This is a genomic window from Alkaliflexus imshenetskii DSM 15055 (genome assembly GCF_000517065.1).
Taxonomy (GTDB): Bacteria; Bacteroidota; Bacteroidia; order Bacteroidales; family Marinilabiliaceae; genus Alkaliflexus; species Alkaliflexus imshenetskii.
In genome coordinates this window covers 2,029,412-2,053,907 of the sequence record NZ_KI912105.1, presented here as the reverse complement: position 1 = coordinate 2,053,907, position 24,496 = coordinate 2,029,412, and the positions used below count along the sequence as shown (strand labels likewise).

The following is a 24,496-nucleotide window of genomic DNA, read 5'->3' as shown; positions in this document are numbered from 1 at the left end:
TCTGATAACTTGTAGCAGAGGTTAATTGTTCATCCGCTTGTCTCCGGCATGTGTGAGTACCGTTCCGTTTAACATGTCACGGTATTCGCTTTTATTAGCCAATACATTTGAGGCTTCTTTGATCTCTTTGTCGCGTCCAATGTTAAAGATGATGGCTCCACGCTGAAAGTAATAACGTCTGATTAATTCCATAGACAACAATTCACTTACCTCTTCGCGGAAAATCTCCAGATCTCTTGTTGCATTGGGCGTAAGTAACACCTCCAGCTCCTTGAATGCTTCTTCGGCCAACTTGAAATACTCCTCACGCTGCGCCACTGATTTCAGCTTCCGAAACTGTTCCTGTGATTGAGACTCATAACGGAACTCTTCCAGATTGCTTACGTAATCTTTAAAGGCGTTGTACATCTCATCGGTGATTTGAAACTTTTCCGGTTTAGCAATGGTTGGCGTTTTGGCAGCAAACTCGGTTGAGAAATCAAAGATTGTTTGTTGCGCCATCAATGCAAAGGTTATGTTGGCAAATCTTTCGGGTGTGATGGTGATATCAGGTGAAATGCCTCCACCATCGAATACGGTGCGTCCACCCTTTGTTTTAAAGGCTTTCATCAACGAGTCGGGTATTAAGCCCACGCTTCCGTCTTCATTGCGGTTGGAGTAGTCAACAGCCTGAATGCAACGGCCACTTGGAATATAGTATTTGGCAGTGGTTACTTTGAGGCTGGTATTGTATGCCAAGCTTCGGGTTGTTTGAACCAAACCTTTGCCAAATGAGCGCTGTCCGATTACCAGACCGCGGTCGTGATCCTGAATGGCGCCAGCCACAATTTCAGAGGCTGATGCCGATCCGCGATTAATCAATACGGCAAGCGGCATCACGGTGTCAATTGGTTCACGTGGTGCACGGTATGTTTTGTCCCACTGCGACACCTTGCCACGGGTACTCACCACCTCACTGCCACGGGGCAGAAATAAATTGGCAATTTTCACAGCCTCATCCATCAAACCACCGGGGTTGCCACGCAAATCCAGGATGAGACTTTTCATGCCATGATTGTTTTTCAAATCAGTAAATGCCCTTTCTACTTCGCGGGCACACTCCTGAGTAAAATTGTTGAGAATGATTAGTCCGGTTTCGTTATTTACCATGCCATAATAAGGAACCGGGTTTATTTGTATCATTCGGCGGTTGATGGTTATCATCAGCTCCTTGTCGATGCCGGGACGTTTTACCAGCACGTTTATTTGGGTGCCGGCAGGGCCTTTCAGTCGATCACTCACAAAGGAGGTCTCCTTATCTTTCATGTCTTTCCCGTCGATTTCAAGAATTCGGTCACCGGCTTTTAAGCCTGCTTCCTGCGCCGGGAATCCTTCGTAGGGCTCTGAAATAACTACATAACGACCCCTCTTGGTTATCAGTGCGCCAATGCCTGCATATTCGCCGGTGGTCATAAACCTGAAGTCATCCATTTCCGATTCCGGGATGAATGATGTATAGGGATCCAGAGATTCCAGCATGGCATCTATTCCGGTTTTGATGAGTTTTTCGGGGTTTATTTCATCTACGTAATAACTATTCAGTTCCCTGAAGAGCGTATAGAATATGTCAAGGTTCTTTACCAACTCAAAGTTGCGACGGTCGCCGGTAGCGGCCACAAATCCGATGGTTACCGTAATACTCAGCACAACGGCCAGTAGCCAGCCTTTTGCTGATAATCCTCTGCGTTTTCTCATGTATTCTTTATTTTATCGATAGCTGAAGCAAAATTTATTCCATCTCCGAAGTTATCAAGAGCAGTAATCTGCAAATTTAAGATTAATTGTCATTTAACAACTCTTAAGGGGTAATTTGTTCAATAAATATCATTTGCAATTAAAGGTTCTTTTGATTTGATTGCCGCTGTCATCAATCAATGTGATGAGGTGCCTTCCGGTGTCGGGAAGATACTCCATATCGTGTATCTGATTGGTACTTCCCATATATTGTCCGTTGATGTGCCAGTGAATGGTGGCCTCTGGGTGACGGTGCACCGCGCGAATAACCAGGCGGGTTTTGTCGCCATCGAGCGTGGTAGGAATATATATGGTTGTGTTGGCCGGCGGGTATATAAAATCCATCGGGTTGATATCAACGTCGTTGCCACAGTCTGGCTTCATGGGTGGCAGCGTTCGGTAGCCCGGGTGCAAAGGTCGATAGTACCACTCCATTAAAGGAGGGAGGGTGAAAAACGTTTCGCTGCGGATGGTGCCGGGGGGTTCGCACTCTATGCTTGTACGGTAGCGTCCATCAGCTGTAAGGTGTACACGATGGTGATACGGACAGGGTGGCGATTTTTTTATGGTGTTGGGGATAAAGAGCGTATCAGCCTTTTGGCAAAACTGTGATGCTCTAAAGCCACTTTCTGAACATACAGCTACCTGAACCATGTCATCATAAGGTGTCTCAAAGGCCGCGCCGGCATTCAGCAAGCCGAAGAGTTCAAACATAATTGGAGCCGCAGCAATGCCACCAATGATGCCCGGCCTGCCCTCTCCTGAAGCGTTTCCCGCCCATACTGCCACCACATACTGCGGTGTAACACCTACACTCCAGGCATCTCTGAAGCCGAAACTTGTCCCTGTTTTCCAGGCTATCCGCTGCGATGACGAAAAATGTTCCCATCCGGATTCCTCCGGGGGCCGCTGCGTGCCTGTAAGTGCCGATAGTGTGGCATGTATTACTGAGGACTGAAAGAGCTTTGGCTCCTCGGTTGGTTGGCTCTGATTTGATTGTTCTTTTAACGACAAATGAAGTGGCCTTAAGTCGGTGTTCAGGTAGATGCCGTTCTCCCTAACATAGCGGTTCAGGGTGCGCGCCAGTGCAGCATAGGCTCCGGCCAGATCCCACAAGGTGCTTTCGCTGCCTCCAAGAATCAGGCTTAGCCCATAATGACCGTAAGGCTGCTCCATGGTCGAAAATCCCAGTTTATGAAGATCGTTAAGAAACTTCTCGCCGCCATACTGATCCAGCAGGCGTACAAAGGGCACATTGAGCGATCGGGACAATGCGGCTCCTGCCGGTACTGCACCGTCAAATCGCCGTTGATAGTTTCGTGGCGCAAAACTGCGGTAAAAAGTTGGTACATCGGGAATCAAGGATCCGGGGAGGATTAGTCCATCCTGCATGGCTGCTGCGTAAAGAAGTGGTTTAAGTATGCTGCCAGAACTGCGAGGTGCACGAACAACGTCCACCTGATGCCCTTTGTTGTGATGAAGCGGTGTGCTGTTACCTACGTAGGCCACCACTTCGCCCGTTTCTACCGAAGCGATTATGGCCGCGGCGTTATGTATTTCGTTGCGCGCCAAAAGTCTGCTGTGACGGTTAACAACGTGACTGGCCAACTCCTGAAGATGCAAATCGATGGTGGTGGCATAGGTGCTGCCTTTATGATGCACTATTCGTTGGTCGAGCAGGTGCGGTGTGAGTTGAGGCATCTGTCTGGGATGAACAGGAATCGGCTCCATCAGCGCCAAATGGAGCGTTGTCTCATCGATGATGTTTTTGTGATGAAGTTTATTAAGCAGGCGATCTCTCTTTTGTCGCAACAATTCCTGGTTTTTTCCCGGATGCATAAGCCCGGGTGCATTGGGAAGAACTGCAAGTAAAGCGGATTCGCCCCAGGTGAGTTCATGGGGTGGGTGGTTGAAATAGCGCCAGGCGGCAGCTTCAATACCAACTGTATTTCCTCCAAATGGCGCATGTGCGGCATAGAGTGTCATGATAGAATCTTTGGAGAGGAATAGTTCCAGTTGTATCGCCCTGAACATCTCAATCATTTTGTTGGGAAGGGTGCGTGGTGCCGGTCGTGCCAGTCGGGCTACCTGCATGGTCAGCGTGCTGCCCCCGCTCTTTACCGACGAGTGTTGCACGTTCTGCCATAAAGCCCTCACCAACGAAGCCGGATTGATTCCGGGATGTCGGTAATAATACTCGTCCTCAAAAAGCCGGATGGATTCTTTAAAACGCCATGGCACCGAGTCGCCGGGTGCAAAACGCCACTGTCCGTCATCGGCCACTTGAGCCGCTAAAAGCTGTCCGTGCCGGTCAGTTAAAACGGTGGCATAGGGTGTTTTAAATGTGGGCCGCGGAAAAATGCATAGCAAACAGAGCGATAATGCAAAAAAAGCCATCACCCATTTTATGGACGGATGGATAGGTTGGTATATTTTCTTCCACATAGCATTCGGTAGCGGATCTGCGTTAAATCTATTATCTATCGTGTTTTGAGTGCCGACAATGGCATCAGGTCAGTCTCATTAAGGTTTGGGTCGTTAAGAGATTCAATGTATCGCTTGTTGAGCATAAAGAGGCGGCTATTCCATGTGTCCTGAGCGTGACACTGTTCCGGTTCAAAGTAATCCTCATCTATGTTCGTAAAATTTAATTCGCAGTGCGACAAGACCCATTCGTCATCCTGCATATAAAGCAAAGGCAGTCCGTGTGTGCGACAAATAAACGGCCGCGAGGGATATATGGTACAGCTGTGGTTCTGAAGCAGGGAGCACGTATCTGTGGGCGTCTCCTCAGCCGACATGGCTGTTTTGTCCAATTCCAACTGCATCTCTTCACGTATCACATCAAATTCAATTGGAAAAACATTGAAAGACAAACAACAAAGGTCGCAACCTTTCTTGCAGATCATGTGCTGGTTGTGTGTTTTTTCGAGATTGGAAATCTCTTTATCCAATTCATTTCTCAGTGCGCGATACTCCTCTCTGATGGATTTGGCATTCATTTTTTGTTCAATTATTAGTATAAAAGATATAGGTATATTGTTGTTATAAATTGTGTTATAAAAACAGTTTAATTCTTCAAGGTGTGTTACAATCGTTTTTATAACGATGTAAATTATAAAAAACATTGCAATCACAGCAGGATTGGTTATTTTTAATTGTGAAGACATCGATGGCAGACTGATGTCTCCAGGTTTATTGTTTTGAGTTTCAATTGCCCACATATTACATTTTCAGAAGTTTTCAATCTATCCATGCAAGCGCCATTAAACAAACAACAGTTGAATTATGTACTGCATCATCTGGGTCATCATCTGTGTGGATGGGACAAGGTGAGTGGTTTTGTTTTTTATGTAGATAATTGCATAAGTATGAATAAGTCAATAAGTTTTATATCATCACATAAACCTTATATAGAAAATGATGTCATGCTGGTGGATGATATCCCTGTTTTGTTCCCATGTTCTGAAAACGCCCGCTTCTATACGCTGACGGAAGAGGGTAATCTGCAATTTCATCATGACATATTGAAATCAGCTTTCTTTATTCTGAGTGGCTATCATGAATGGGACAATCCTGAGTTGATCGACGCGTACGGGCGTTATGATTACAATAGGTCTGTTCAAAAGGAGTTGAATATCATAGACAAACCACTAGTTAATTATTATTTTGATGTAATTATTGATGGGCTGGAGGCTTTTGCCCGGTTTCACAGTCTGGAGCTACGGAGACGCCATCCATTTTCAGGCCCTGTGCTTTTGATGACACACGATGTGGATCGCATTAATTTCTTTAAAATCAAATCGGTATTGTCCAGGTGGTTGGATGTATTTGTAAAAGGCGATAGTCAGTATTGTTTTATAGATAGGTTGCGGTTTGCCTGGCATAGCAGTTTGCGCTATTTTGCACCACTCGCACACCCCAACAACTTGTATTATAGTTTTCCGTTTCTGATTCAAACTCAAAAGAAGCATAAAATTCGGTCCACTTGGTTTATGCTTAATAAACGCAGAGGTGAGCCAGCTGGTGATTATACATTCAACCGTAAACCCATTCAGCAATTGGTTAAGTATCTGCAGAACAACAATTGTGAGGTGGGGTTGCATGGTTCGTTTAGGTCATTAAAAAGTGTTGAAAATTATCACGATGAGGTATCTCAATTTATTAAATACTTTAGCATAGAGCCAAACGGAGCAAGACAACACTATTTGGTTGGAACGCTTCCAGAACTTTTTCGTTTTCAGTCATCGGCTGGTCTGGTATATGATTCAACGATGGGGTTTTCTGCCAGGGAGGGTTTCAGGCATGGCTATTGTCATCCGTATCACCCTTTTGATCATGACAATCAAATGATGCTCCCATTATGGGAGTTACCTTTACTGGCTATGGATACTACGCTCTTCGAGAAACGTGGACTTGAAAATCAGCGTATATTGGAATCTTTGGATCAATTGCTTTCCGAATGCAGACGTTTTAATGGCGTCTTTACTTTTCTCTGGCACAACTGCCGTAACAATCAGCGTGTTAGTCCGGGCATCAATCTGTTTTATGAGGAGCTATGCAGTTTTATCATGCAGCGGGTAGATAGCTCTTTAACTTGTAAGGAGGCTATTGATATTTTCGAACAACAGATTAATTCAAAGGAATAAAATGAGAACCATTGCAATGTTTGCTTACAATCGGCCTATCCATACCCAAAAAGCGTTGGATGCGCTGGCCAACAATCCCGGTGCTGGTCAGTCGCGGCTGGTTATATTCAGTGATGGACCAAAGGATGAGCAATCAAGGCCTTTGGTGAATCACGTCAGGCGGATATGTGATGGCGTGCATGGTTTTAGAGAGGTTCAGATGGTTGCGCGAGATTATAACATGGGACTTGCAGACAATATTATCGCCGGGCTGACGGATCTGTTTCAAACTGAGGATGCGCTGATTGTCCTGGAAGATGATCTTATAGTGAGTCCTGGTTTTTTGCTATTTATGAACAGAGCCATTGATTTCTACAAAGATTGTAATGTTTTTTCTGTATGTGGCTATACTCCACCCGACATTGTGCCTCAGAGCTATGCCTTCAGCACTTATCTGGCACCCCGTATTGGTTCATGGGGTTGGGCTACCTGGCGTAACAGATGGGAGATGGCCGATTGGCATGTACACCATTTTAACCAATTCATCCATTCAGATGATGAAATTAAAGCTTTTAATAAAGCTGGTAACGATTTGACACCAATGCTCATGAAACAGAAAATTGGAAAGAACAACTCATGGGCCGTCCGGTTTGCTTATGCCGGCTTTTGTCAGAAGATGCCAACGGTTTACCCTGCAAAATCGCTTGTTGCCAACCTTGGAGTGGATGGCTCGGGCACTCACATGCGGCGCAGTAAACGGTATTATTCCGCTTTAACAGACTATCTCGATACCGAAAGTTTTTGTTCAGACGCATATATAGATGAGTCTATCATTCAAAATTTTAAACAGTTTTACGACACCTCCGTATTCAGACAGTTTATGAACTATCTGTTGCTGAAAAAAATACGTCGGCAGTGGCCGCTATCACTCTGAATTCTCAATGCTTAAAAAATTGATCCACTTGCAGCAGATTGAGTTTTTGCATATTTGACAATTGAGGAGACTGGGGGTCGGGTGGTTCCTTCGTTCCCAATAGTTCCGCGGGTAGATGCATCTCCTTTTGACGCATTTTCCAAACGCTACTTGACCAAAGTGTCTGCCAGTCCCACCATGGGCCTTGGTTCCTATTGATAATCCCCAGTTTTATAGCAGTGGTTCTCATGAGCCAGTTCGTCAATTTAAGCGGTACATTTGCCCACCATGGCCAGTATGGCAGCCAGCCATCGGCATGAAGTATGCCACGCGAGGGTTTAAATAACGGTTGCATGGTTTTATGAAACAGACGGCGATTTGTTTTCCACCTCTGTGGTACCGATGCCGATACTTTTACAGAAACAGTTGACATAAATGGTTCATAGCTTCTGAATAAGCGGCGGTTACCATGTAGGTTCGGAATGTTCATATTCATGGAGGCGGGCCAGAGTTCAAACCACTCTTCGGCCGATTCTCCGCGGAATTGTCTTATGAATTGCATGTGCGCCGCACGCCGATTTCCTACAGATTCTAATATTTCATCATGGAATAAATTGTTTTCAACTTGAATTGAAAAGCCGCCTTTAGCCGGAATTTGAACCAATTCTGGAAACTTGTTGGATTTAAACCGTCGGGGCTGGTGGGAGCATTTTAACAGTGCATCTGATGAAAAGCCACCCAGAACCGCCTGATACGTATCAAGATTACAACTTTTGTGAAAGCCGTAACTGTGTACATGATGAAACTGGGCTCCGCTGCCTGTAAGTCTCGAACATGGCGCAAGGTTGTCCAGATAATGGGTTGGTGACCGTTCACAATAATGAAATGCTGCACCATAGATAGCAGCTATTTTTTTTGCCACTTTTGCTTCGGCATTGAATCCGTCCAAAAACACATAGGCGTCTCGCTTCAAGCGCTCCGGTGTCATAGCCAAAATGGCTCGTGAATCCTCTCCTCCGCTGATGAAAAGCGCTATATGTGACATCGACGCAGTCACCTGTTCGATGTATTTGGTTAAACCATTACGTAAGTAGAGTGATGCATCTTCTATATTGTCAAATGAATAAGATTCATTCGGAATCCAATAGTGCGCCGATATAAGTTCGTTTATGTTGGCCAGACTAACTCTTGTTACAGAGGCTGGCGGCATCTGTTCTATATCTTTGTAAAAAGTGAATGGGTAGGTAACAAATCCATTCAGAACAAAGTCCGCTATCGAAACCACATCGGTAAGTTGATTTCTTTGTGATATTTCTGCTACAATATCAGCATGTGAACCAATGTATAAGGCATCTTTATCTTTAGTCTTAAACAAAGGGATAAACGACATCAAATCGGTAACAGTCTCTATCTCCCCACTAATTTTATCAATAAGGATTATGGCAAAAGGCCCGCTTAAATCCTCGTCCCAAACAATCTCTTTACTTGTTTTCCATCTTGATAGGATTTTATGCGTGCCCACTGACGATGGCAATCCGGCAAGAAATTGATTGTCGCAAAACGTGAGTAACGGCCCTCCGGCTACTGCACAAATGTAGGTCTCCGTCTCAACGGCGTCAAACCCGTTGTAGTGATTTTGGCTAACGGCCAGTGAGCCCCAGCGTCCGTGAAACTCCTTCACAGGCCGGAATTGCTCCGGATAGATGCGACGTACAATCGCCGCCATTTGACCCGGTGGTTGTTGTTGCGAGGAGTATAGAAAGTCGCTCATACAGGTTTCTTGTTATCTGTTTTAATCTGCCGTGTTTTCCAAATCACGTAAGATATGAGAAAGATGTTCAGCGCAACTCCGGCGAGACTGAATGCAGCAATCATATAAACATCCGAGGCATACAAATGGAATGCAGCGACCAAAGCAGAAGCACGTAAAATGGAACTTATAACTTCATAGTAAAGAAAGAATTGCTGTTGTTTAATTACAGGAATAATTGATACAGCAGGGCGGTTCAGAAAGGCAAAATAGAGCCAAAGTGACATCCACTGCGCATATCTTCCGGCCACATCCCACTCTGCGCCAAACACCAGGCTGAAGAGCCATGGACCAACAGCCGATACAATGGCAAAGGGGAGGAATCCCACCAATGCCATCATGGCTGTAGATTTTACAAGCAATTTGGTGATGTCTTCGCCGTTTTGCCAGGCTTGTGCTGCTCTGGGGTAAAATACATCGCTCACCGATTTTCCAATCAGCTGAGAGGGCATTCCTAGCACTGTTCGCCCGATACCATAGAATCCGGCAGCGGCTGGTCCGTAATAGGTGGTTAATATGAGCACGGGCAAACTTTGTGATATCGAATTGATGAGCATCTGCGGTGACCGAAACAACGGAAAGTCTTTATATTTTAGTGCAATTGACTTGATGGTTACTGCTGATGTTCTGATTTTTGTTCTAAACATCATTGCATACTCCCTCGTCAGTTTTCTTGAAAGCATTACGGCATGCAGCCCATTTCCGATAGTGGTGATGAAGATAAGCGATGCTGCTACCGGACTAAAGAACGCAGCGCCAAGTTTTAGGCCGTTAACCATGATGGCTTGCAGCACACCCGTTTTCGATGTGAAAGAGAATTGTTGTCTTCTGAGCAACCATTGTTGAGCAATCTGCAGCAAGGCCGACAGAAACATGGCCACCGGTATAAGGTAAAGGTACGGTTTGATGGTCTCAATATTCAGAAAACCTGTAATGTATGTCCCAAATAGCAATAAGGCTATGCCCGTAATGAATGACAAAAGAAGGGCTGTTACCAACGAAAGCCGGCTAAGGGCTATTGCATCGGCATCAAACTTAGGCAGCACAATGGCGATGGGGTAAGTTAAAGCAGCTACCGGGGCTAGTATTGTCAGCAGCGACATAAACACGCTCAGTACACCAAAGGCATCGGGACCATACAGACGCGTTATCAACGGCGAGAAGGCCATGGCTACAGCTTGCGCCAGTGCCGTACCAACTGCCACAACGCCCACATTGCGCACAAGGGGGCGGCGACTTAGGTTTTGGAGCTTTTCACGGGTAGCATTTGTGAATCTCAACTTTGCTGTTTTTGGTGGTTATCAATGCTTTGGTGACATTAAGTAGGTTTATGTGCCCAATTATCAATTTAAAATGAATCACCATCGCCCGAAATTAAACAGTTTATTTGAGATTAAAAAACATTGCCCAATAAGCCTTTGCGCAGTTGTGAAGGTTATTGATGCCTTTTTTTCTGGAAATGAGTGGCAATTGTACTATCTTTGCGGCTAAGTTGAGATAATTATGTCCTTTCAGAATCCAAACTGAGGCTGTTTATGAGTAACACCGTCGCCAAACGCAAACTTCGTAGTTCTTATGCCACCACCATCATCAGCATATCGCTGGTGTTGTTTGTTCTGGGTATCATAGGTTTTATTTACCTGAATGCCAGCAGGCTCTCGGTTTATGTGAAGGAAAACCTTGGATTTACTGTCCTGATAAAAGACAATGCCCGCGAAGCGGAAGTGATGCGCTTGCAAAAAATTCTCAGTGCCTCGCCTTATGTTCGTGTAGCCGAATATGTAAACAAGGATCAGGCAGCCGAATTGTTGAAGGAAGAGCTGGGCGAAGATTTTGTTGATTTTTTAGGATATAACCCGCTTTTGGCATCCATAGAGGTGAAGCTGGCTGCTGCATGGGCAAATCCCGACAGCATGGCGCGAATCGAAGCGCAAATCATGAGCTTTCCGCAGGTAAAGGAGGTTTATTATCAGAAAAACCTGCTCGATGCCATCCATGAAAATGTTCGAAAAATCACCATTGTACTTGGACTTTTTGGCGTGTTGTTGCTCCTTATTTCTGTTGCCCTAATCAACAACACCATTAGGTTGTCGGTTTACTCACGTCGTTTTTTAATTAAAACCATGCAGCTTGTGGGTGCAACAAGGGGATTTATCCGAAAGCCTTTTTTGGTCACAAGTATTTTGCACGGACTGGCAGGTGCCACCGTGGCCATACTGTTGCTCTCCGGTCTCATCTACATGGTAAGTAGTGAAATGGAAGGGGTGGTTGGTTTTGCCAATGTCTTTCTTATTGCGGTACTGTTTTTTCTGGTAATCATGCTTGGCATTGCCATTACGCTTGTCTCTACATTTTTTGCAGTGAACAAATATTTGCGGTTGCATACCGATGAACTTTATTACTGATAAAACCCTTTTGAAATGGTTAAAAAAGAGAGTTTAAAAAAGGAAACACAAGGAAGAAAGTTTGACATGGCCCTCGACAAAGAGAATTACATCCTGCTGGCCATCTCATTTGCCATCGTGGTTATTGGATTTATCCTGATGATAGGCGGCGGCAGCGACGATCCGGATGTGTTTAGCGAGGCTGTTTATGGATTCAGAAGGGTTACCCTTGCACCAATGGTGGTGCTTTTCGGATTTTTGTTTGCCATCTATGCCATCATGAAAAAACCCTCGGTGGACAAAAAGAATTGATCCTATTACACCACAACAATAGTTAAATATGAATTGGTTCGAAGCACTTATTCTTGGACTTATCCAGGGATTAACTGAGTTTTTGCCGGTCAGTAGCAGTGGCCACCTCGAAATTGGAAAGCAATTGCTGGGAGTGGATACCACCGAGAATCTTACTTTTACAGTTATTGTTCATGGCGCTACGGTGTTGAGCACGCTCTTTGTTTTCAGGCATGACATTGCCGATTTGCTCGTGGGTCTGTTTCAATTTAAGTGGAACGACGAAACGAAGTACATTGCTAAAATTGCCGTGTCAATGATTCCTATTGCCATCGTAGGGCTGTTTTTTAAGGATATAGTGGAGGCTGTGTTCGACAGTCCACGCATTTTGCTTATTGTAGGTTTTATGCTTTTGGTAACTGCCTCATTACTCGCATTTGCCTACTACCGGAAATCGGGCGATAAGGATATATCATTTGCACATGCTTTCATTATTGGTATAGCACAAACTGTTGCAGTAATGCCGGGTATATCGCGCTCGGGTGCCACCATCGCAACAGGTTTGTTGCTCGGAAACCGCAAAACAGAAGTAGCGAGGTTTTCTTTTTTGATGGTGCTGATTCCCATTATTGGCGAAAACTTTCTGAGTGTTTTAAAATATGATAGCGCAGCGCAGGCAGCATCTAATGCTCCCGGAACCACGGCTTTGGTCGTTGGGTTTGTGGCCGCGTTTCTGGCCGGCCTGTTGGCCTGTAAATGGATGATTAACATTGTGAAGAGAGGCAAACTGATTTGGTTCGCAATATATTGTGCAATTGTGGCACTTATTGCAATAACCGGTAGTCTGCTTGGATAAATAGTTGGATGGAAGAACTGGTAAATAGCTTGCGTGTTCACGACACTTGCAGGCCCGACGATTTTAAGGATGGACGTATCCTGCTCATCAATAAACCTTACAAATGGTCTTCGTTTGATGTGGTAAATAAAGTGCGGATAATGCTTCGTAATCATCTGGGCTTTAAAAAGATAAAAGTGGGACATGCAGGCACATTGGATCCGTTGGCCACAGGGCTTCTGATTCTTTGTACGGGAAGCGCAACCAAGCAAATTGAGGCGCTGATGGGAATGCCCAAAGAGTATGTGGCAGGTATCACCTTTGGTGCCACAACACCTTCATACGACCTGGAGACTGATGTGAATGCGCTTTTTGATGCTTCGGCAATTCATGTCAACAATCTGCAGCATGCACTCACTGGTTTTATGGGGAAACAGATGCAGCGACCACCGGTTTTCTCCGCCATAAAAATGAATGGCAGACGTGCCTATGAGCATGCCCGAAAGGGCAAAGATGTGGAGATGGCAGCCAGGGAAGTGGAATTTATGGAGTTGGAGTTGCTCAGTTTTGATAATCCGGTAGCAAATGTGCGTATTGTATGCAGTAAAGGCACCTATATCAGGTCGTTTGCCCACGATTTGGGATTGGCACTCGGCAATGGAGCCCACCTTTCGGCTCTTGAACGTACAGCCATTGGCCCCGTTAGGCTCTCACAAGCTTATGATGTCTCCGATTTTGAAGAGATATTGAAAAAAATTCAAACAAATTGAGTGTCAACCCGTATAAGTTGAGCTTATTTTTGTATAAAATATCAGGTGTCATACAGGCCTGTTTTTCCTGTATCAAATAGTTTCGAAATTAATATATTCACATAACCGTTCTGTTGCAATGAAGTTATCAAAATTCAAGTACAAACTGCCTGACGAACTGATTGCGCTCCATCCGGTACCCAATCGGGATGAGTCTCGACTCATGGTCGTTAACCGGGCCACCGGCAAAATCGAGCATAAAATCTTTAAAGATATCATTGATTATTTCGAGGTGGATGATGTAATGGTGTTTAACGACACCAAGGTTTTTCCGGCTCGTTTGTATGGTAACAAGGAGAAAACAGGTGCTGAGATTGAGGTATTCCTGTTGCGTGAGCTTAATCAGGAACAGAGACTGTGGGACGTGTTGGTGGATCCGGCACGTAAAATCCGTATCGGAAACAAACTCTATTTTGGTGATGACGACTCATTGGTGGCCGAGGTTATCGACAATACCACCTCGCGTGGTCGTACGTTGCGTTTTCTTTACGATGGTTCCTATGAGGAGTTTAAAAAAACGCTCTACAGTCTTGGTGAAACACCGCTTCCAAAGTTTATCAAACGTGAAGTTGAACCCGAGGACAGTGAGCGGTATCAAACCATTTTTGCCCGTAACGAAGGGGCTGTGGCCGCACCTACCGCCGGATTGCACTTTAGCCGCGAGCTGCTGAAACGTCTTGAGATTAAAGGCACCCATTTTTCATACGTGACACTTCACGTGGGATTGGGCAATTTCCGGACTGTGGATGTGGAAGATTTGACCAAGCACAAGATGGATTCAGAGCAGATCATCATCACCGCTAAGGATGCCGATATCATCAACAACGGTAAGGATAAGAAAAAGAAGGTTTGCGCTGTGGGAACCACCGTTATGCGAACCCTCGAAAGTTCGGTAAGCACCTACGGTCATGTGAAACCATACGAAGGCTGGACGAATAAATTCATTTTCCCGGCGTATGATTTTCAGGTTGCCAACTGCATGATTTCCAATTTTCATCTGCCATTGTCCACTCTTTTGATGATGGTTGCGGCCTTTGGCGGATACGACCTTGTGATGAAGGCTTATAAAACTGCCGTTAAAGAGAAGTACCGATTTGGAACTTATGGTGATGCCATGCTTATAATCTAGTATAATGATATTATAAGGCGATGCCTTTGGTTTATCAATAAAAAAATGGAATGCCAATGACAGCATTCCATTTTTTGATCATTAATATATGCAGAAAGACCGAAAAAATCTTAACTTTCAGCTACCGTAGAGGCAAAGAAATTTTGATATGATAAAAATACTGGTTCCGGTAAATTTCACCGATTACTCTATCAATGCACTCACTCTTGCTCTGACACTGGCTGAAAAGTTTCCTGCCGGAGTTACTATTCTGCATTGTTTTTCCAGTTTTGTTACACTCGACGAACTGCCGGCCGATGAACAGAACCGACCGGATGTTGAAGGTGACGAGCGCTTAAAAAGAGAGCGTTTGCAACAGCTTACCAGTGATATATTGCAGTCCATGACTTCGTTGCAGAACCGAAACATCGAGATGACGCATCGTTTTGAGTATGGCTATCCCGAGGATGTAATTCCTCAAATCAGCAATAACGAGCAGTTTGATGTCATTATTATGGGAACAAAATGCAAAGGCGAAACCATTAAGGAGACGCTTGGAAGCATTACAAGTGATGTGATAAACCGCTCTACTGCACCTGTTTTGGCTGTTCCGTCTCATTCAACCATCGACTTAACCAAGCTGGGAAAAGTGCTTTTTTTGGTTGAACTTAATGAGCGCGACTATGTTTCACTCCATAGACTTATACGTATCATTTCACCGTTTCATACAGAGATTTCTGCTGTGCACTACTCGCCCGGCAAAGCGGGTCGTGATGACATCAGACGCATGGAGCAACTCATAACATACTGCGATTCAACCTATCCCAATTATAGCATCAACTTTGACATCATTACAGGTAAAAGTTATTTAAAAACACTTGAAGAATATATTGCTGAAAACGAGACCCATCTGGTGGCAATGACCCGCCGGAAACGTACGCTACTCAGGCAAATATTCAGCCCGTCCATTACAAAAAAGTTGTTGTTTAATACCGATATACCTTTATTGGTATTTCATTCCTGATTCGATACCTTGCCCTTGATGCTAATAGATTTTTTCATAAACATTAGGCCACAATTTTAATCCGATTAAACGCAAAGAAATGGGAAGCAAGAAAATAAAAATCGGCATATTATCGGCCGGCGGCGATTGCCCGGGTATCAATGCTGCCATTCGTGGAGTAGGTAAAACTGCCATAGTAGAATATGGCATGGAGGTGATAGGTATTATCAATGGGTTTAGCGGTTTGGTGCAGAAGGATACCATTAAACTTAATGAGCAGATGCTTTCAGGTATTCTGACTCTGGGTGGCACCATTCTGGGAACATCGCGACTCAAACCATATAAAGCTGGAGATGGTGAAGATGTGAATGACAAGCCTGACCTGATTAAAAAGCACTACGAAGAGTTGGGTCTTGATGCTTTAATGTGTATTGGTGGCAACGGCACCCAGACCACCGCCGCTATGCTCGCCAAAGAGGGTTTAAATGTAATAGGCGTGCCCAAAACCATCGATAACGACATATGGGGAACCGACCTCACATTTGGATTTGATACCGCTGTGCATATTGCCACAGAGGCCATTGACCGCTTGCATACTACGGCCTACTCGCACAAACGGGTGATGGTAATAGAGGTGATGGGGCATCATGCCGGATGGATTGCTTTGCACTCGGGAATTGCCGGTGGTGGCGATGTGATATTGATACCGGAAATACCCTATGACCTGAATCTGGTGAATGAGTGCTTGATGGAGCGTAGCCGCAAGAAAAAGCCCTATTCCATTGTGGTAGTAGGTGAAGGTATCGAGAAAGCCTCAAAGAAGTCGGCAGGCGCATACATTGCAAAGCAGATACGCAAAGCCACAGGGCTGGAGACCCGGGAGACCATTCTGGGCTACATTCAGCGAGGAGGAAGCCCAACAGCGACGGATCGTATTCTGGCCACTCGTTTTGGTGCTTATGCGGCCAAGATGGTAAACGAGCGTAGATTTGGCTCAATGGTGGCCTTACGCAACGGCATCATCACGTCCATACCATTGGATGAGGTAGGTGGAAAATTGCGACTCGTGGATCCAACCAATGGTTTGGTAGAGAAAGGGCGCTATCTGGGCGTTTGCTTTGGCGATTGCAGATAAGCTTTTTATAAAACTTGATGTGGATTGTTTAGGTTTTCATCTTCCTAAATTGTGCTATCTGTCTAAAAACTAACACTCTTCGTGGCCATATCATGTTTTACAAATGGAGTTTAATCAGTTGTTTTTCACAGTGATACTTATATTAATTTTATACACATTTTAAGTTGGTTTTTATACCATTTTCTAAACGATGAAACAGGAAGAGATTGACAAACTGAATGATGAGCTTTCCAAAGCCACGCCGCAGGAGATAATAGAGCGGATGGTCAACGTTTTTGGTCGCCGCATTGCGCTTTCTTCGAGTATGGGTGCCGAAGACCAGGTACTTACCGACATGTTGCTGAAGATAGATCCACAGGCACGTGTTTTTACACTCGATACAGGAAGGCTTTTCCCCGAGACGTATGACTTAATTGATCGCACATCGCGTAAATACAAAATCAATATCGAGGTATTTTTTCCCGATTACCAAAGGGTGCAGGAGATGGTGAATGGAAAAGGCATCAACCTGTTTTACGAGAGCGTGGAAAATCGGAAAGAGTGCTGTTTCCTGAGAAAAATTGAACCACTTCAGCGCGCGTTCTCAACCATGGATGCATGGATTTGCGGGCTTAGAGCATCCCAATCGGTAACGCGCACCAACATACATGTGGTAGAGTGGGATGCAAACAATAAACTTGTAAAGGTAAACCCATTGGCCAACTGGTCTGAGGAGCAGGTATGGGATTACATAAAAGCCAATAAAGTACCCTATAGTGTGCTACACGACAAGGGTTTTCCCTCAATAGGCTGTCAGCCATGTACCCGTGCCATTCAGCCCGGTGAGGATGTGCGTGCCGGCCGTTGGTGGTGGGAAAATCCGGACACCAAAGAGTGTGGTCTTCACAAACGGTAAAACCCACACGGGTTAAATGACAAACGCAGGCTGAAAAATTTTCGGCCTGCGTTTCTATGTAATACGGATGTCAGTGCGTCTAACCTTTGATTATTTTATCTCTTCATAGTCCACGTACTCTCCGTTGTCAGCACGCTCTTTTCCTGATTTTCCGGGTGCGCGGTCTATCGTTACTTTGCCTTCGTTACGCTTCTTCTGGTTAATATACTCTTTATAGGCCTTCTGTTTGTCTTCCTCCATCTTACGGATGCGGTTTGTTACAAAAATGGGCAGAAAAATACGTCCTATCAATTTTAGGATGTAGTAGATGATGATTAGGTACAATATGACTTTAAAAATCATTTTATCTCTATTTTGATGATTAGTCAGGCTATATACATGCGTTCAACGCCTGTTTAAATGTTAGTTAGCGGGTTGTCTGGTGAATTATTCAGAGTTGGGTATAAAGCTTTAGATTGAAACGCTAAAATCGTTCATTACCAATTATCCGTTTCAAATCTGCTCTAAGGATTTGCGATCTTAATCCTGTCATTTCCGGCACGTATTTCTCTGATGGCTGTTTTTACCATTTCGTCAATTTCATGAAAAACAGGGTAAAAGCCATCGTTGTCAAGGATGTTGCGCGCAATATAGGCTTTCACTTCAACATTTATCTGTTGCAACGACCTGCGGTATTGCGTTTCGTTAAACGGCACTCCCTGTCTGGTGGCAAAACGTATCAGTTGCTCGGTAATGGGCTGGCTGTCTAGATGTTTTTTAAGAGCGGTAACGGTCTCAAAACGCTGAAGCTGCAGGCGGTTGTCATCAGTATATTGCAGTGCAAACCGATATATCAAACCACGGTCGCGCAGCGCAAAGAAATAGTCGGTTAGCGCCGATGTGTCGCGGGGTACAAATACATCTGGCATAACACCTCCACCACCGTAAACTTCGCGCCCGCCTCGCGTCTGGTAGCGCAGCGATTCGTCGAGCAGGATACTGTCGCGCTCAAAAAACTCACCATGCTCAAATCTGGCGAGAATGTCGCGGTGGTAATCTTCTACACCGTTTTCGTAAGGTTTTTGAATGCAGCGGCCGCTTGGCGTATAGTATCGGGCCACAGTGAGGCGAATGGCACTGCCATCGGGCAGGGGAATCTGTTGCTGAACCAGTCCTTTGCCAAATGAGCGGCGACCCACCACCAGTCCACGGTCATTGTCCTGAATGGCACCTGCAAGAATTTCACTCGCCGAGGCGCTAAACTCATCAATCAACACGGTAACACCCACATTTTGACATGAGCCGGCGCCATTGGCGTAAACATTTTGTCGTGGGCTCGATTTCCCTTCTGTATAAACGATGAGGTCTCCTTTTCCCAAAAATTCGTTGCTCATGCTAATTGCCACATCCAGATATCCACCTGAGTTGCCTCTTAGGTCAATAATCACATTTTGGCAATTGTGCGCTTTCAGACGGGCCATGGCTGTCAGAAACTCCTGATACGTATTTCGTGCAAACCGGCTTACTTTGATGTAGCCAATGGAGTCGGTTATCATGTAAGAGACGTCCACACTGTAAACCGGAATACTGCCACGGGTGATTTCAAAATTTATCAGTTCCGGGCGGTCACGACGCAGAATACCCACATTCACCTTTGTTCCCATCTCTCCCCGTAACATGCCCACTACGTTGTCGCTGTTCATGTTAACACCTGCAATGGTACTGTCGTTTACGGTTATGATGCGGTCGCCGGGGATGATACCAAGTTTTTCAGATGGGCCGCCCGACACCACACTGATCACCATAACGGTGTCGTTTTGCATGCTGAACTGCACCCCAATGCCACCAAAGTTTCCTTCCAACTCCTGGTTGGCAGTTTTAAGATCCTGTGCCGGAATATATACCGTATGTGGGTCAAGGTTTTTAAGGATTTCGGGAATGATTTTCTCTATCAAATCGTTTTTGTCGATGGTATCTACATACTCGTCCTGAATGAGATTGAGCAGTGCCTCAATTTTATTGGTTTGCGGATATATGAACAAGCGACTTCCCGAAGCCTGTGGGTGTCCGGGTGTCCAGATTTTTCCGATGAAAAATCCTACGATTAGTACCAATGCCAAAACCACCGGCAATACTATCTGTTTTAAACTGTTCTTATATCGCATTATGATACAATTTTTATAATTAGCTACTTAGTAGATGTGTGTTAATTGGGTTGCATTTACCAGAATGGCAGTGAGGCTATCTGGATTGGATTTCAGGTTATCATCACACATCAATTTGAACCACTTCAATTCCGGCTCGCTTAAGGAGTTGAATGCCATCCTCCATACGATAATTCTCTGAAAATACAACTCTGATGATGCCAGCCTGAATGATAAGTTTTGAACACTCAATACAGGGTGATGAGGTAACATATAGGGTTGCGCCATCGGAACTGTTGTTGCTGCGCGCTACTTTTGTAATGGCGTTGGCCTCGGCATGCAACACATAGGGTTTGGTTTTGTTGTTCTCGTCCTCACACTCATTTTCAAAGCCCGAAGGGGTGCCATTGTAACCATCGCTGATAATCATCTTGTCTTTAACCAGCAAGGCGCCAACTTGTCGACGCTTACAATATGAGTTTTGCGCCCAGATGGCAGCCATGGCAAGGTACCGTTGATCCAGCAGATGCTGCTTTTTATTTGTTTCTTTCGCTTCTTTCATTCAATCAAACAGATTTTATTTGAACAATCAACGTCGCCTTTATGTTTCAACAAATTTGCTTAACCCATTATCGGCACTATAATTGTAATGTCTCAAAAAATGAGCCGCAATTGTTTATTTTTGACCCAGTGCAAGGCTTTAGTATATTTGTATTCTCAATTGCCTCTGGGTTACCCATTCACAAAAATAAGAAAGAAAGTTGGATTGAACGGATTAAAACTTTACAAAATATTGTGGACTGCGCGCGCTGTATGTCAGATATTACAAATAATAATTTTTGTGTTGATATAGAGAATGTTCTAATTTTATTTTTTATTGAGTATAATTTAAAAACCAAAACCATGAAAAACAGTTTGTTAGCAGTAGCGTTTGCAATGGGTCTGATGTTTCAGGTCTCTGCACAGGATGCTAAAATGTGGCTTGGCGGTACGCTTGGTATCAGCAGTGTTGACAATGGAACCAACGAGCAATCCACTACCACGTTTATGCCCGAGTTTGGATACCATTTGAATGAAAAATGGGCCATTGGTGGGCGCATTGGCTTTTCCAATACCAAAGTTGAGACCGCTCTCACTACCACTAAAATAAATACGACTTCCATTGTTCCATTTGCCCGCTATACTTTTGGCAACCCTTCGGCATTCAGCTTTTTCGGACAGGGTGAGTTACCGTTAAATTTTTATGGCGGCGATGTGGATAGCGACAGCTCAATTGGTTTGCGTATTCGTCCCGGCTTCTCCTATGCCTTTAGCCAAAAATGGGGACTTCACATGATGATGCCTCCTGTCTTGTCCTATGAGAGTGGACCGGGCGACCTCTCCTCATTCCGTTTGAGGGTGAATGATGGTTACTCAATTCAGGAGTACATTTTTAATGCACAAATTGGTTTTGTATATCGGTTTTAACAACCTTTTTGACAAATATTAAGCATAAATATGCCTGCCACGCTGCAGGCATATTTTGTTTAACAACATTTAACAGCGTCATTACCAAAGATTACACGCTGTTTTGCGCTACCTTTGTAACTTCAATCAAACCCTACGCGCTATGGATTTTCTGACACAACCTTACTTCATTCTTTTCGTCATTATCTGCATTGGTTTTATCATTGGCAACATTAAAATTGCAGGTGTTTCACTCGACATATCAGCCATTATTTTTGTGGCCATATTTTTTGGTCATCATGGATTGGTCATTCCACCAATCATTGGCCAGCTTGGACTCATACTTTTTATTTATACCATTGGTATGCAGGCCGGCCCTGGCTTTTTTGACTCTTTTCGCAAGCAGGGTCGACTTTTGGTGGTGCTTACCACCATCGTGATTGTGTCTGCATCCTTGCTTGCTTTTTTTGCCTGGTATTGGACGGGTGTTGAAATGCCTGTTGCCATTGGTCTGCTCACCGGCGCACTCACAAGTACTCCCGGTTTGGCGGCAGCTATCGATGCGACCCATTCACCCATGATTTCAATCGGTTATGGTATTGCGTATCCATTTGGCGTGATAGGGGTTATTTTATTTGTGCGTTTGTATCCGAAATTAATCAGGGCAAACGTAAAACAGGCCGAAGAGGAGTTTGAACAGGAGAGTTTCTCCGGATATCCGGAAATCAAAACACGAATTTTCCGTGTCGAAAACGATGCCATCATCAATAAATCCATTGCCGATTTGCGAATACGCTCCATGACCAATGCTGTTATTTCGCGTATTCAGCACATGGGAGAGGCAATGGTTCCTTCTCCCGAGGCAGTACTTCATAAAGGAGATTTGGTTAAGGCTGTGGGAACTGAGGATGCACTTCAAAAGTTCGGGCTGCTTGTGGGCAGCGAAAGTGATGAGGAGATTCCGCTTCATAAATCTTACGAAGTACAATCTGTGCTGGTGACAAACAAAGAGGTGATGAACCAGCCTTTGGGTTCTTTTAACCTTGGCACTACGTATCAGGCCACTGTGACGCGCGTTCGTCGAAGTGGCATTGACATTGCGCCGTCGCCATCGTTACGCCTGCAAATGGGTGACAAGCTGATGGTGGCATGCAGTCATGAAAACATGAAGCAGGTTTTCCGTCTCTTCGGAAACAATGATAAAAAACTCTCCGATACCGATTTTTTCCCTATCGCTTTGGGTATTGTGCTGGGTGTGTTGTTGGGAAATCTCTCACTTTCATTTGGCAGCCAAAATGGTTTTGTTTTTAATCCCGGACTCACCGGCGGCGTTTTGGCCGTAGGAATGATTCTCAGCCGCATTGGACGAACCGGACCGGTTATCTGGAGTATGTCGGGAGCTGCAACCCAACTTTTACGCCAATTGGGTCTTATGTTTTTCCTTGTGGAGGTGGGCACCAAAGCCGGCGCCAATATCGAAGAGACATTTGAAGCGTATGGGATGAACCTGTTTTTTATTGGTGGTGCAATCACCCTTATACCAATGTTTCTCGCAGTTTTAGTCGCCAGGTTCTTTAAAAAGATGAATTTCCTCTCTCTGATGGGTACCCTCACCGGAGCAATGACAAGTACACCCGGTCTGGCAGCCGTATCGCCCATGACAGATACCAATGCACCGGCAGTAGCATACGCCACTGTTTATCCTGTAGCAATGGTTTTGCTCATCATTTGCGTGCAGATTTTGGCGTTGTTCGGATAGGAGGAGAACAGATAGAGTGTGGTGACCCTAAACCATTCTTTTTGAATAAGTGTTTAGGGCACCGGATCATGGCCATGGCCTCCCCATGGGTTACATGAGACAATTCGCTTTACCGAAAGCCACAAACCCTTCAGCGGGCCATGTTTTTTCAGCGCTTCAATTGTATAGGCCGAACAGGTTGGTGTGTATCGGCACGATGGACCAATCATGGGCGAGATGACATACTGATAGAATTTTACTGGCAATATCAGAATAAACACCAGCGCCTGACGTATATATGAAACGATTTTTTCCATTGTAACCACATTGGTTTTTGCCGCCATTTAGTTTTCCTGGGTCTCTTCACCAGCAGCACGTGCAAGTTCTTTCGCCAGTTTGTCAAATGCCTTTAGAAGGCCCTTTTCGATGGCTGTGTAATCAAGTACGGCATTGTCAATATAAACGAATGTGGAAAGCAATTGTTTTCCGGATGGAATAAGCGGGTAGATAAGGTGTTTATTTAACCTGAAGGACTCACGCATCCGGCGGCGGATTAAATTCCTTTTTACGGCCCTTTTAAAGCGTTTTTTTGGTACTGAGAAGAGTGTCTTGGATGGCGCATCATCTATTGCAGTTACCAAAAGATATTGAACCCTTACGGGATAAGCCATGAGCGAACGCCCCTGCGAAAAGAGTGCTTCAATCTGTTTTTTGCTGCACAGACGTTCCTTTTTGGGGAATGTACGGCGTTCTGGTTGCATGGCGGTTGTCTCTCTGTTAAAAAAAACACTCCGCTTCGTAGGCGATACGAATGGAGTGTTTGATGTTTAGATTCCGTGTATCGGAAGTCAAACAACTACTTTTTATTGTGTTGCTTGATATACATTTCGAGTGCTGCAGTCATTGACGGAGCCTGAGGCATGGGCGCCTGTATGTCGAGGCGCAGTCCGGCTTCGGTCACGGCCTTGGCGGTTGCAGGGCCAAATGAAGCAATCACTATATCGTTCTGCTTAAAGTCGGGAAAATTCTGGAACAGTGATGCGATTCCCGACGGACTGAAGAACACAAGCATGTCGTAGTCAATCTCTTTGATGTCGCTTAAGTCACTGCTTACGGTACGGTAGAAGGTGGCTTTGGTATATTTCACCTTCGATTTGTTGAGCAAATCCGGAATCTCCTGTTTGTGGATGTCAGACAATGGAACAAGAAACTTCTCTTCCTTATGTTTTTTGATGACATCTACCAGGTCGGCAAATTTTCCAGTCGAATGGAAAATCTTTCGTTTCCGGTAAACAATGTACTTTTGAAGGTAAAATGCAGTAGCTTCAGATATGCAGAAGTACTTCATGGTATCGGGAACAGTGATACGGGTCTCTTCACAGAGTCGGAAAAAATGGTCAATGGCGGTGCGGCTGGTGAAAACAACTGCAGTGTGATTCAGGATGTCGACTTTTTGCTTGCGGAAGTCTTTTGCGTCTAATCCTTCAACCTGAATGAAAGGTCGAAAGTCAATTTTTACATTGTTCTTTTCAGACAATTCAAAATAGGGCGACTTAGGCGTGGTTGGTTTTGGTTGCGAAACCAGAATTTTCTTGATCTTCAATG

At 44.8% G+C, this 24,496-nt stretch carries 23 protein-coding genes; 12 read left to right on the top strand and 11 right to left on the bottom strand.

Features of this window, described 5'->3' with window-relative positions:
* Positions 1-21 precede the first annotated feature (21 nt).
* The 3 genes from ALKIM_RS0108545 to ALKIM_RS19275 form a co-directional block, all read right to left on the bottom strand.
* The gene (locus ALKIM_RS0108545) at positions 22-1,734 is read right to left on the bottom strand and encodes a S41 family peptidase (RefSeq protein WP_026474267.1); all 1,713 of its coding nucleotides are present in this window, start codon (positions 1,732-1,734) and stop codon (positions 22-24) included.
* Between the two features lie 129 nt (positions 1,735-1,863).
* On the bottom strand, positions 1,864-4,218 hold the full coding sequence (gene pbpC, locus ALKIM_RS0108540; RefSeq protein ID WP_026474266.1) for a penicillin-binding protein 1C: 2,355 nt from the start codon (positions 4,216-4,218) through the stop codon (positions 1,864-1,866).
* Positions 4,219-4,253: 35 nt separating this feature from the next.
* Positions 4,254-4,775 (bottom strand): YkgJ family cysteine cluster protein, encoded by a 522-nt coding sequence (locus tag ALKIM_RS19275; RefSeq protein ID WP_162148807.1) that lies wholly within the window; start codon positions 4,773-4,775, stop codon positions 4,254-4,256.
* Positions 4,776-5,144: 369 nt separating this feature from the next.
* Between ALKIM_RS19275 and ALKIM_RS0108530 the strand changes: the two genes are divergently transcribed.
* Together ALKIM_RS0108530 and ALKIM_RS18080 are read left to right on the top strand one after the other, a co-directional pair.
* Positions 5,145-6,422 (top strand): polysaccharide deacetylase family protein, encoded by a 1,278-nt coding sequence (locus ALKIM_RS0108530; RefSeq protein ID WP_157363862.1) that lies wholly within the window; start codon positions 5,145-5,147, stop codon positions 6,420-6,422.
* Between the two features lies 1 nt (position 6,423).
* Positions 6,424-7,335: a glycosyltransferase family protein gene (locus ALKIM_RS18080; RefSeq protein ID WP_044117835.1), complete on the top strand. Its 912-nt coding sequence runs from the start codon at positions 6,424-6,426 to the stop codon at positions 7,333-7,335.
* 4 nt (positions 7,336-7,339) lie between these two features.
* Here ALKIM_RS18080 and ALKIM_RS18075 read toward each other — a convergent pair whose 3' ends face one another.
* Together ALKIM_RS18075 and ALKIM_RS18070 are read right to left on the bottom strand one after the other, a co-directional pair.
* Positions 7,340-9,085 carry an asparagine synthase-related protein gene (locus ALKIM_RS18075; RefSeq protein ID WP_052345493.1) on the bottom strand — a complete coding sequence of 582 codons (1,746 nt, stop codon included), beginning with the start codon at positions 9,083-9,085 and terminating at the stop codon, positions 7,340-7,342.
* On the bottom strand, positions 9,082-10,404 hold the full coding sequence (locus ALKIM_RS18070; protein WP_044117834.1) for a lipopolysaccharide biosynthesis protein: 1,323 nt from the start codon (positions 10,402-10,404) through the stop codon (positions 9,082-9,084). The genes ALKIM_RS18075 and ALKIM_RS18070 overlap by 4 nt, the downstream gene beginning before the upstream one ends.
* 255 nt (positions 10,405-10,659) lie before the next feature.
* Here ALKIM_RS18070 and ALKIM_RS0108510 point away from each other — a divergent pair, with 255 nt between their 5' ends.
* The 8 genes from ALKIM_RS0108510 to ALKIM_RS0108475 all read left to right on the top strand — a co-directional run bounded on the left by ALKIM_RS0108510 (position 10,660) and on the right by ALKIM_RS0108475 (position 17,584).
* The gene (locus ALKIM_RS0108510; protein WP_026474264.1) at positions 10,660-11,529 is read left to right on the top strand and encodes a cell division protein FtsX; all 870 of its coding nucleotides are present in this window, start codon (positions 10,660-10,662) and stop codon (positions 11,527-11,529) included.
* 15 nt (positions 11,530-11,544) lie between these two features.
* The gene (locus tag ALKIM_RS0108505) at positions 11,545-11,820 is read left to right on the top strand and encodes a DUF3098 domain-containing protein (RefSeq protein ID WP_026474263.1); all 276 of its coding nucleotides are present in this window, start codon (positions 11,545-11,547) and stop codon (positions 11,818-11,820) included.
* 28 nt (positions 11,821-11,848) lie between these two features.
* Complete coding sequence (locus ALKIM_RS0108500) at positions 11,849-12,655, top strand: undecaprenyl-diphosphate phosphatase (RefSeq protein ID WP_026474262.1); 807 nt, start codon at positions 11,849-11,851, stop codon at positions 12,653-12,655.
* 8 nt (positions 12,656-12,663) lie between these two features.
* Complete coding sequence (gene truB / locus ALKIM_RS0108495; RefSeq protein WP_044117833.1) at positions 12,664-13,404, top strand: tRNA pseudouridine(55) synthase TruB; 741 nt, start codon at positions 12,664-12,666, stop codon at positions 13,402-13,404.
* A gap of 118 nt (positions 13,405-13,522) precedes the next feature.
* Positions 13,523-14,572: a tRNA preQ1(34) S-adenosylmethionine ribosyltransferase-isomerase QueA gene (gene queA / locus ALKIM_RS0108490; protein ID WP_026474260.1), complete on the top strand. Its 1,050-nt coding sequence runs from the start codon at positions 13,523-13,525 to the stop codon at positions 14,570-14,572.
* 148 nt (positions 14,573-14,720) lie between these two features.
* Entirely contained in the window at positions 14,721-15,575 is an 855-nt protein-coding gene (locus tag ALKIM_RS0108485; protein ID WP_026474259.1) for a universal stress protein, read from the top strand.
* 79 nt (positions 15,576-15,654) lie between these two features.
* Positions 15,655-16,689 carry a 6-phosphofructokinase gene (locus tag ALKIM_RS0108480; protein WP_235714399.1) on the top strand — a complete coding sequence of 345 codons (1,035 nt, stop codon included), beginning with the start codon at positions 15,655-15,657 and terminating at the stop codon, positions 16,687-16,689.
* A gap of 190 nt (positions 16,690-16,879) precedes the next feature.
* Entirely contained in the window at positions 16,880-17,584 is a 705-nt protein-coding gene (locus ALKIM_RS0108475) for a phosphoadenylyl-sulfate reductase (protein ID WP_026474257.1), read from the top strand.
* 90 nt (positions 17,585-17,674) lie between these two features.
* On the opposite strand, the gene ALKIM_RS0108470 is transcribed toward ALKIM_RS0108475, so the two are convergent.
* The 3 genes from ALKIM_RS0108470 to ALKIM_RS0108460 all read right to left on the bottom strand — a co-directional run bounded on the left by ALKIM_RS0108470 (position 17,675) and on the right by ALKIM_RS0108460 (position 20,269).
* On the bottom strand, positions 17,675-17,926 hold the full coding sequence (locus ALKIM_RS0108470) for a DUF4834 family protein (RefSeq protein WP_026474256.1): 252 nt from the start codon (positions 17,924-17,926) through the stop codon (positions 17,675-17,677).
* Positions 17,927-18,087: 161 nt separating this feature from the next.
* Entirely contained in the window at positions 18,088-19,728 is a 1,641-nt protein-coding gene (locus ALKIM_RS18065) for a S41 family peptidase (protein ID WP_044117832.1), read from the bottom strand.
* A gap of 103 nt (positions 19,729-19,831) precedes the next feature.
* Positions 19,832-20,269 (bottom strand): deoxycytidylate deaminase, encoded by a 438-nt coding sequence (locus ALKIM_RS0108460; RefSeq protein ID WP_044117831.1) that lies wholly within the window; start codon positions 20,267-20,269, stop codon positions 19,832-19,834.
* 341 nt (positions 20,270-20,610) lie between these two features.
* Between ALKIM_RS0108460 and ALKIM_RS0108455 the strand changes: the two genes are divergently transcribed.
* Both ALKIM_RS0108455 and ALKIM_RS0108450 read left to right on the top strand, forming a co-directional pair.
* The gene (locus tag ALKIM_RS0108455; RefSeq protein ID WP_162148806.1) at positions 20,611-21,174 is read left to right on the top strand and encodes an outer membrane beta-barrel protein; all 564 of its coding nucleotides are present in this window, start codon (positions 20,611-20,613) and stop codon (positions 21,172-21,174) included.
* A 142-nt stretch (positions 21,175-21,316) separates the two neighbouring features.
* Entirely contained in the window at positions 21,317-22,912 is a 1,596-nt protein-coding gene (locus ALKIM_RS0108450; RefSeq protein WP_026474253.1) for an aspartate:alanine exchanger family transporter, read from the top strand.
* A 53-nt stretch (positions 22,913-22,965) separates the two neighbouring features.
* On the opposite strand, the gene yidD is transcribed toward ALKIM_RS0108450, so the two are convergent.
* The 3 genes from yidD to ALKIM_RS0108435 all read right to left on the bottom strand — a co-directional run bounded on the left by yidD (position 22,966) and on the right by ALKIM_RS0108435 (position 24,494).
* Positions 22,966-23,208 (bottom strand): membrane protein insertion efficiency factor YidD, encoded by a 243-nt coding sequence (gene yidD, locus ALKIM_RS0108445; protein ID WP_044118233.1) that lies wholly within the window; start codon positions 23,206-23,208, stop codon positions 22,966-22,968.
* 27 nt (positions 23,209-23,235) lie between these two features.
* Positions 23,236-23,652: a ribonuclease P protein component gene (rnpA, locus tag ALKIM_RS0108440; protein ID WP_026474251.1), complete on the bottom strand. Its 417-nt coding sequence runs from the start codon at positions 23,650-23,652 to the stop codon at positions 23,236-23,238.
* A 95-nt stretch (positions 23,653-23,747) separates the two neighbouring features.
* Positions 23,748-24,494, bottom strand: a complete 747-nt coding sequence (locus ALKIM_RS0108435; protein WP_026474250.1) for a uroporphyrinogen-III synthase — start codon at positions 24,492-24,494, stop codon at positions 23,748-23,750.
* Positions 24,495-24,496 lie beyond the last annotated feature (2 nt).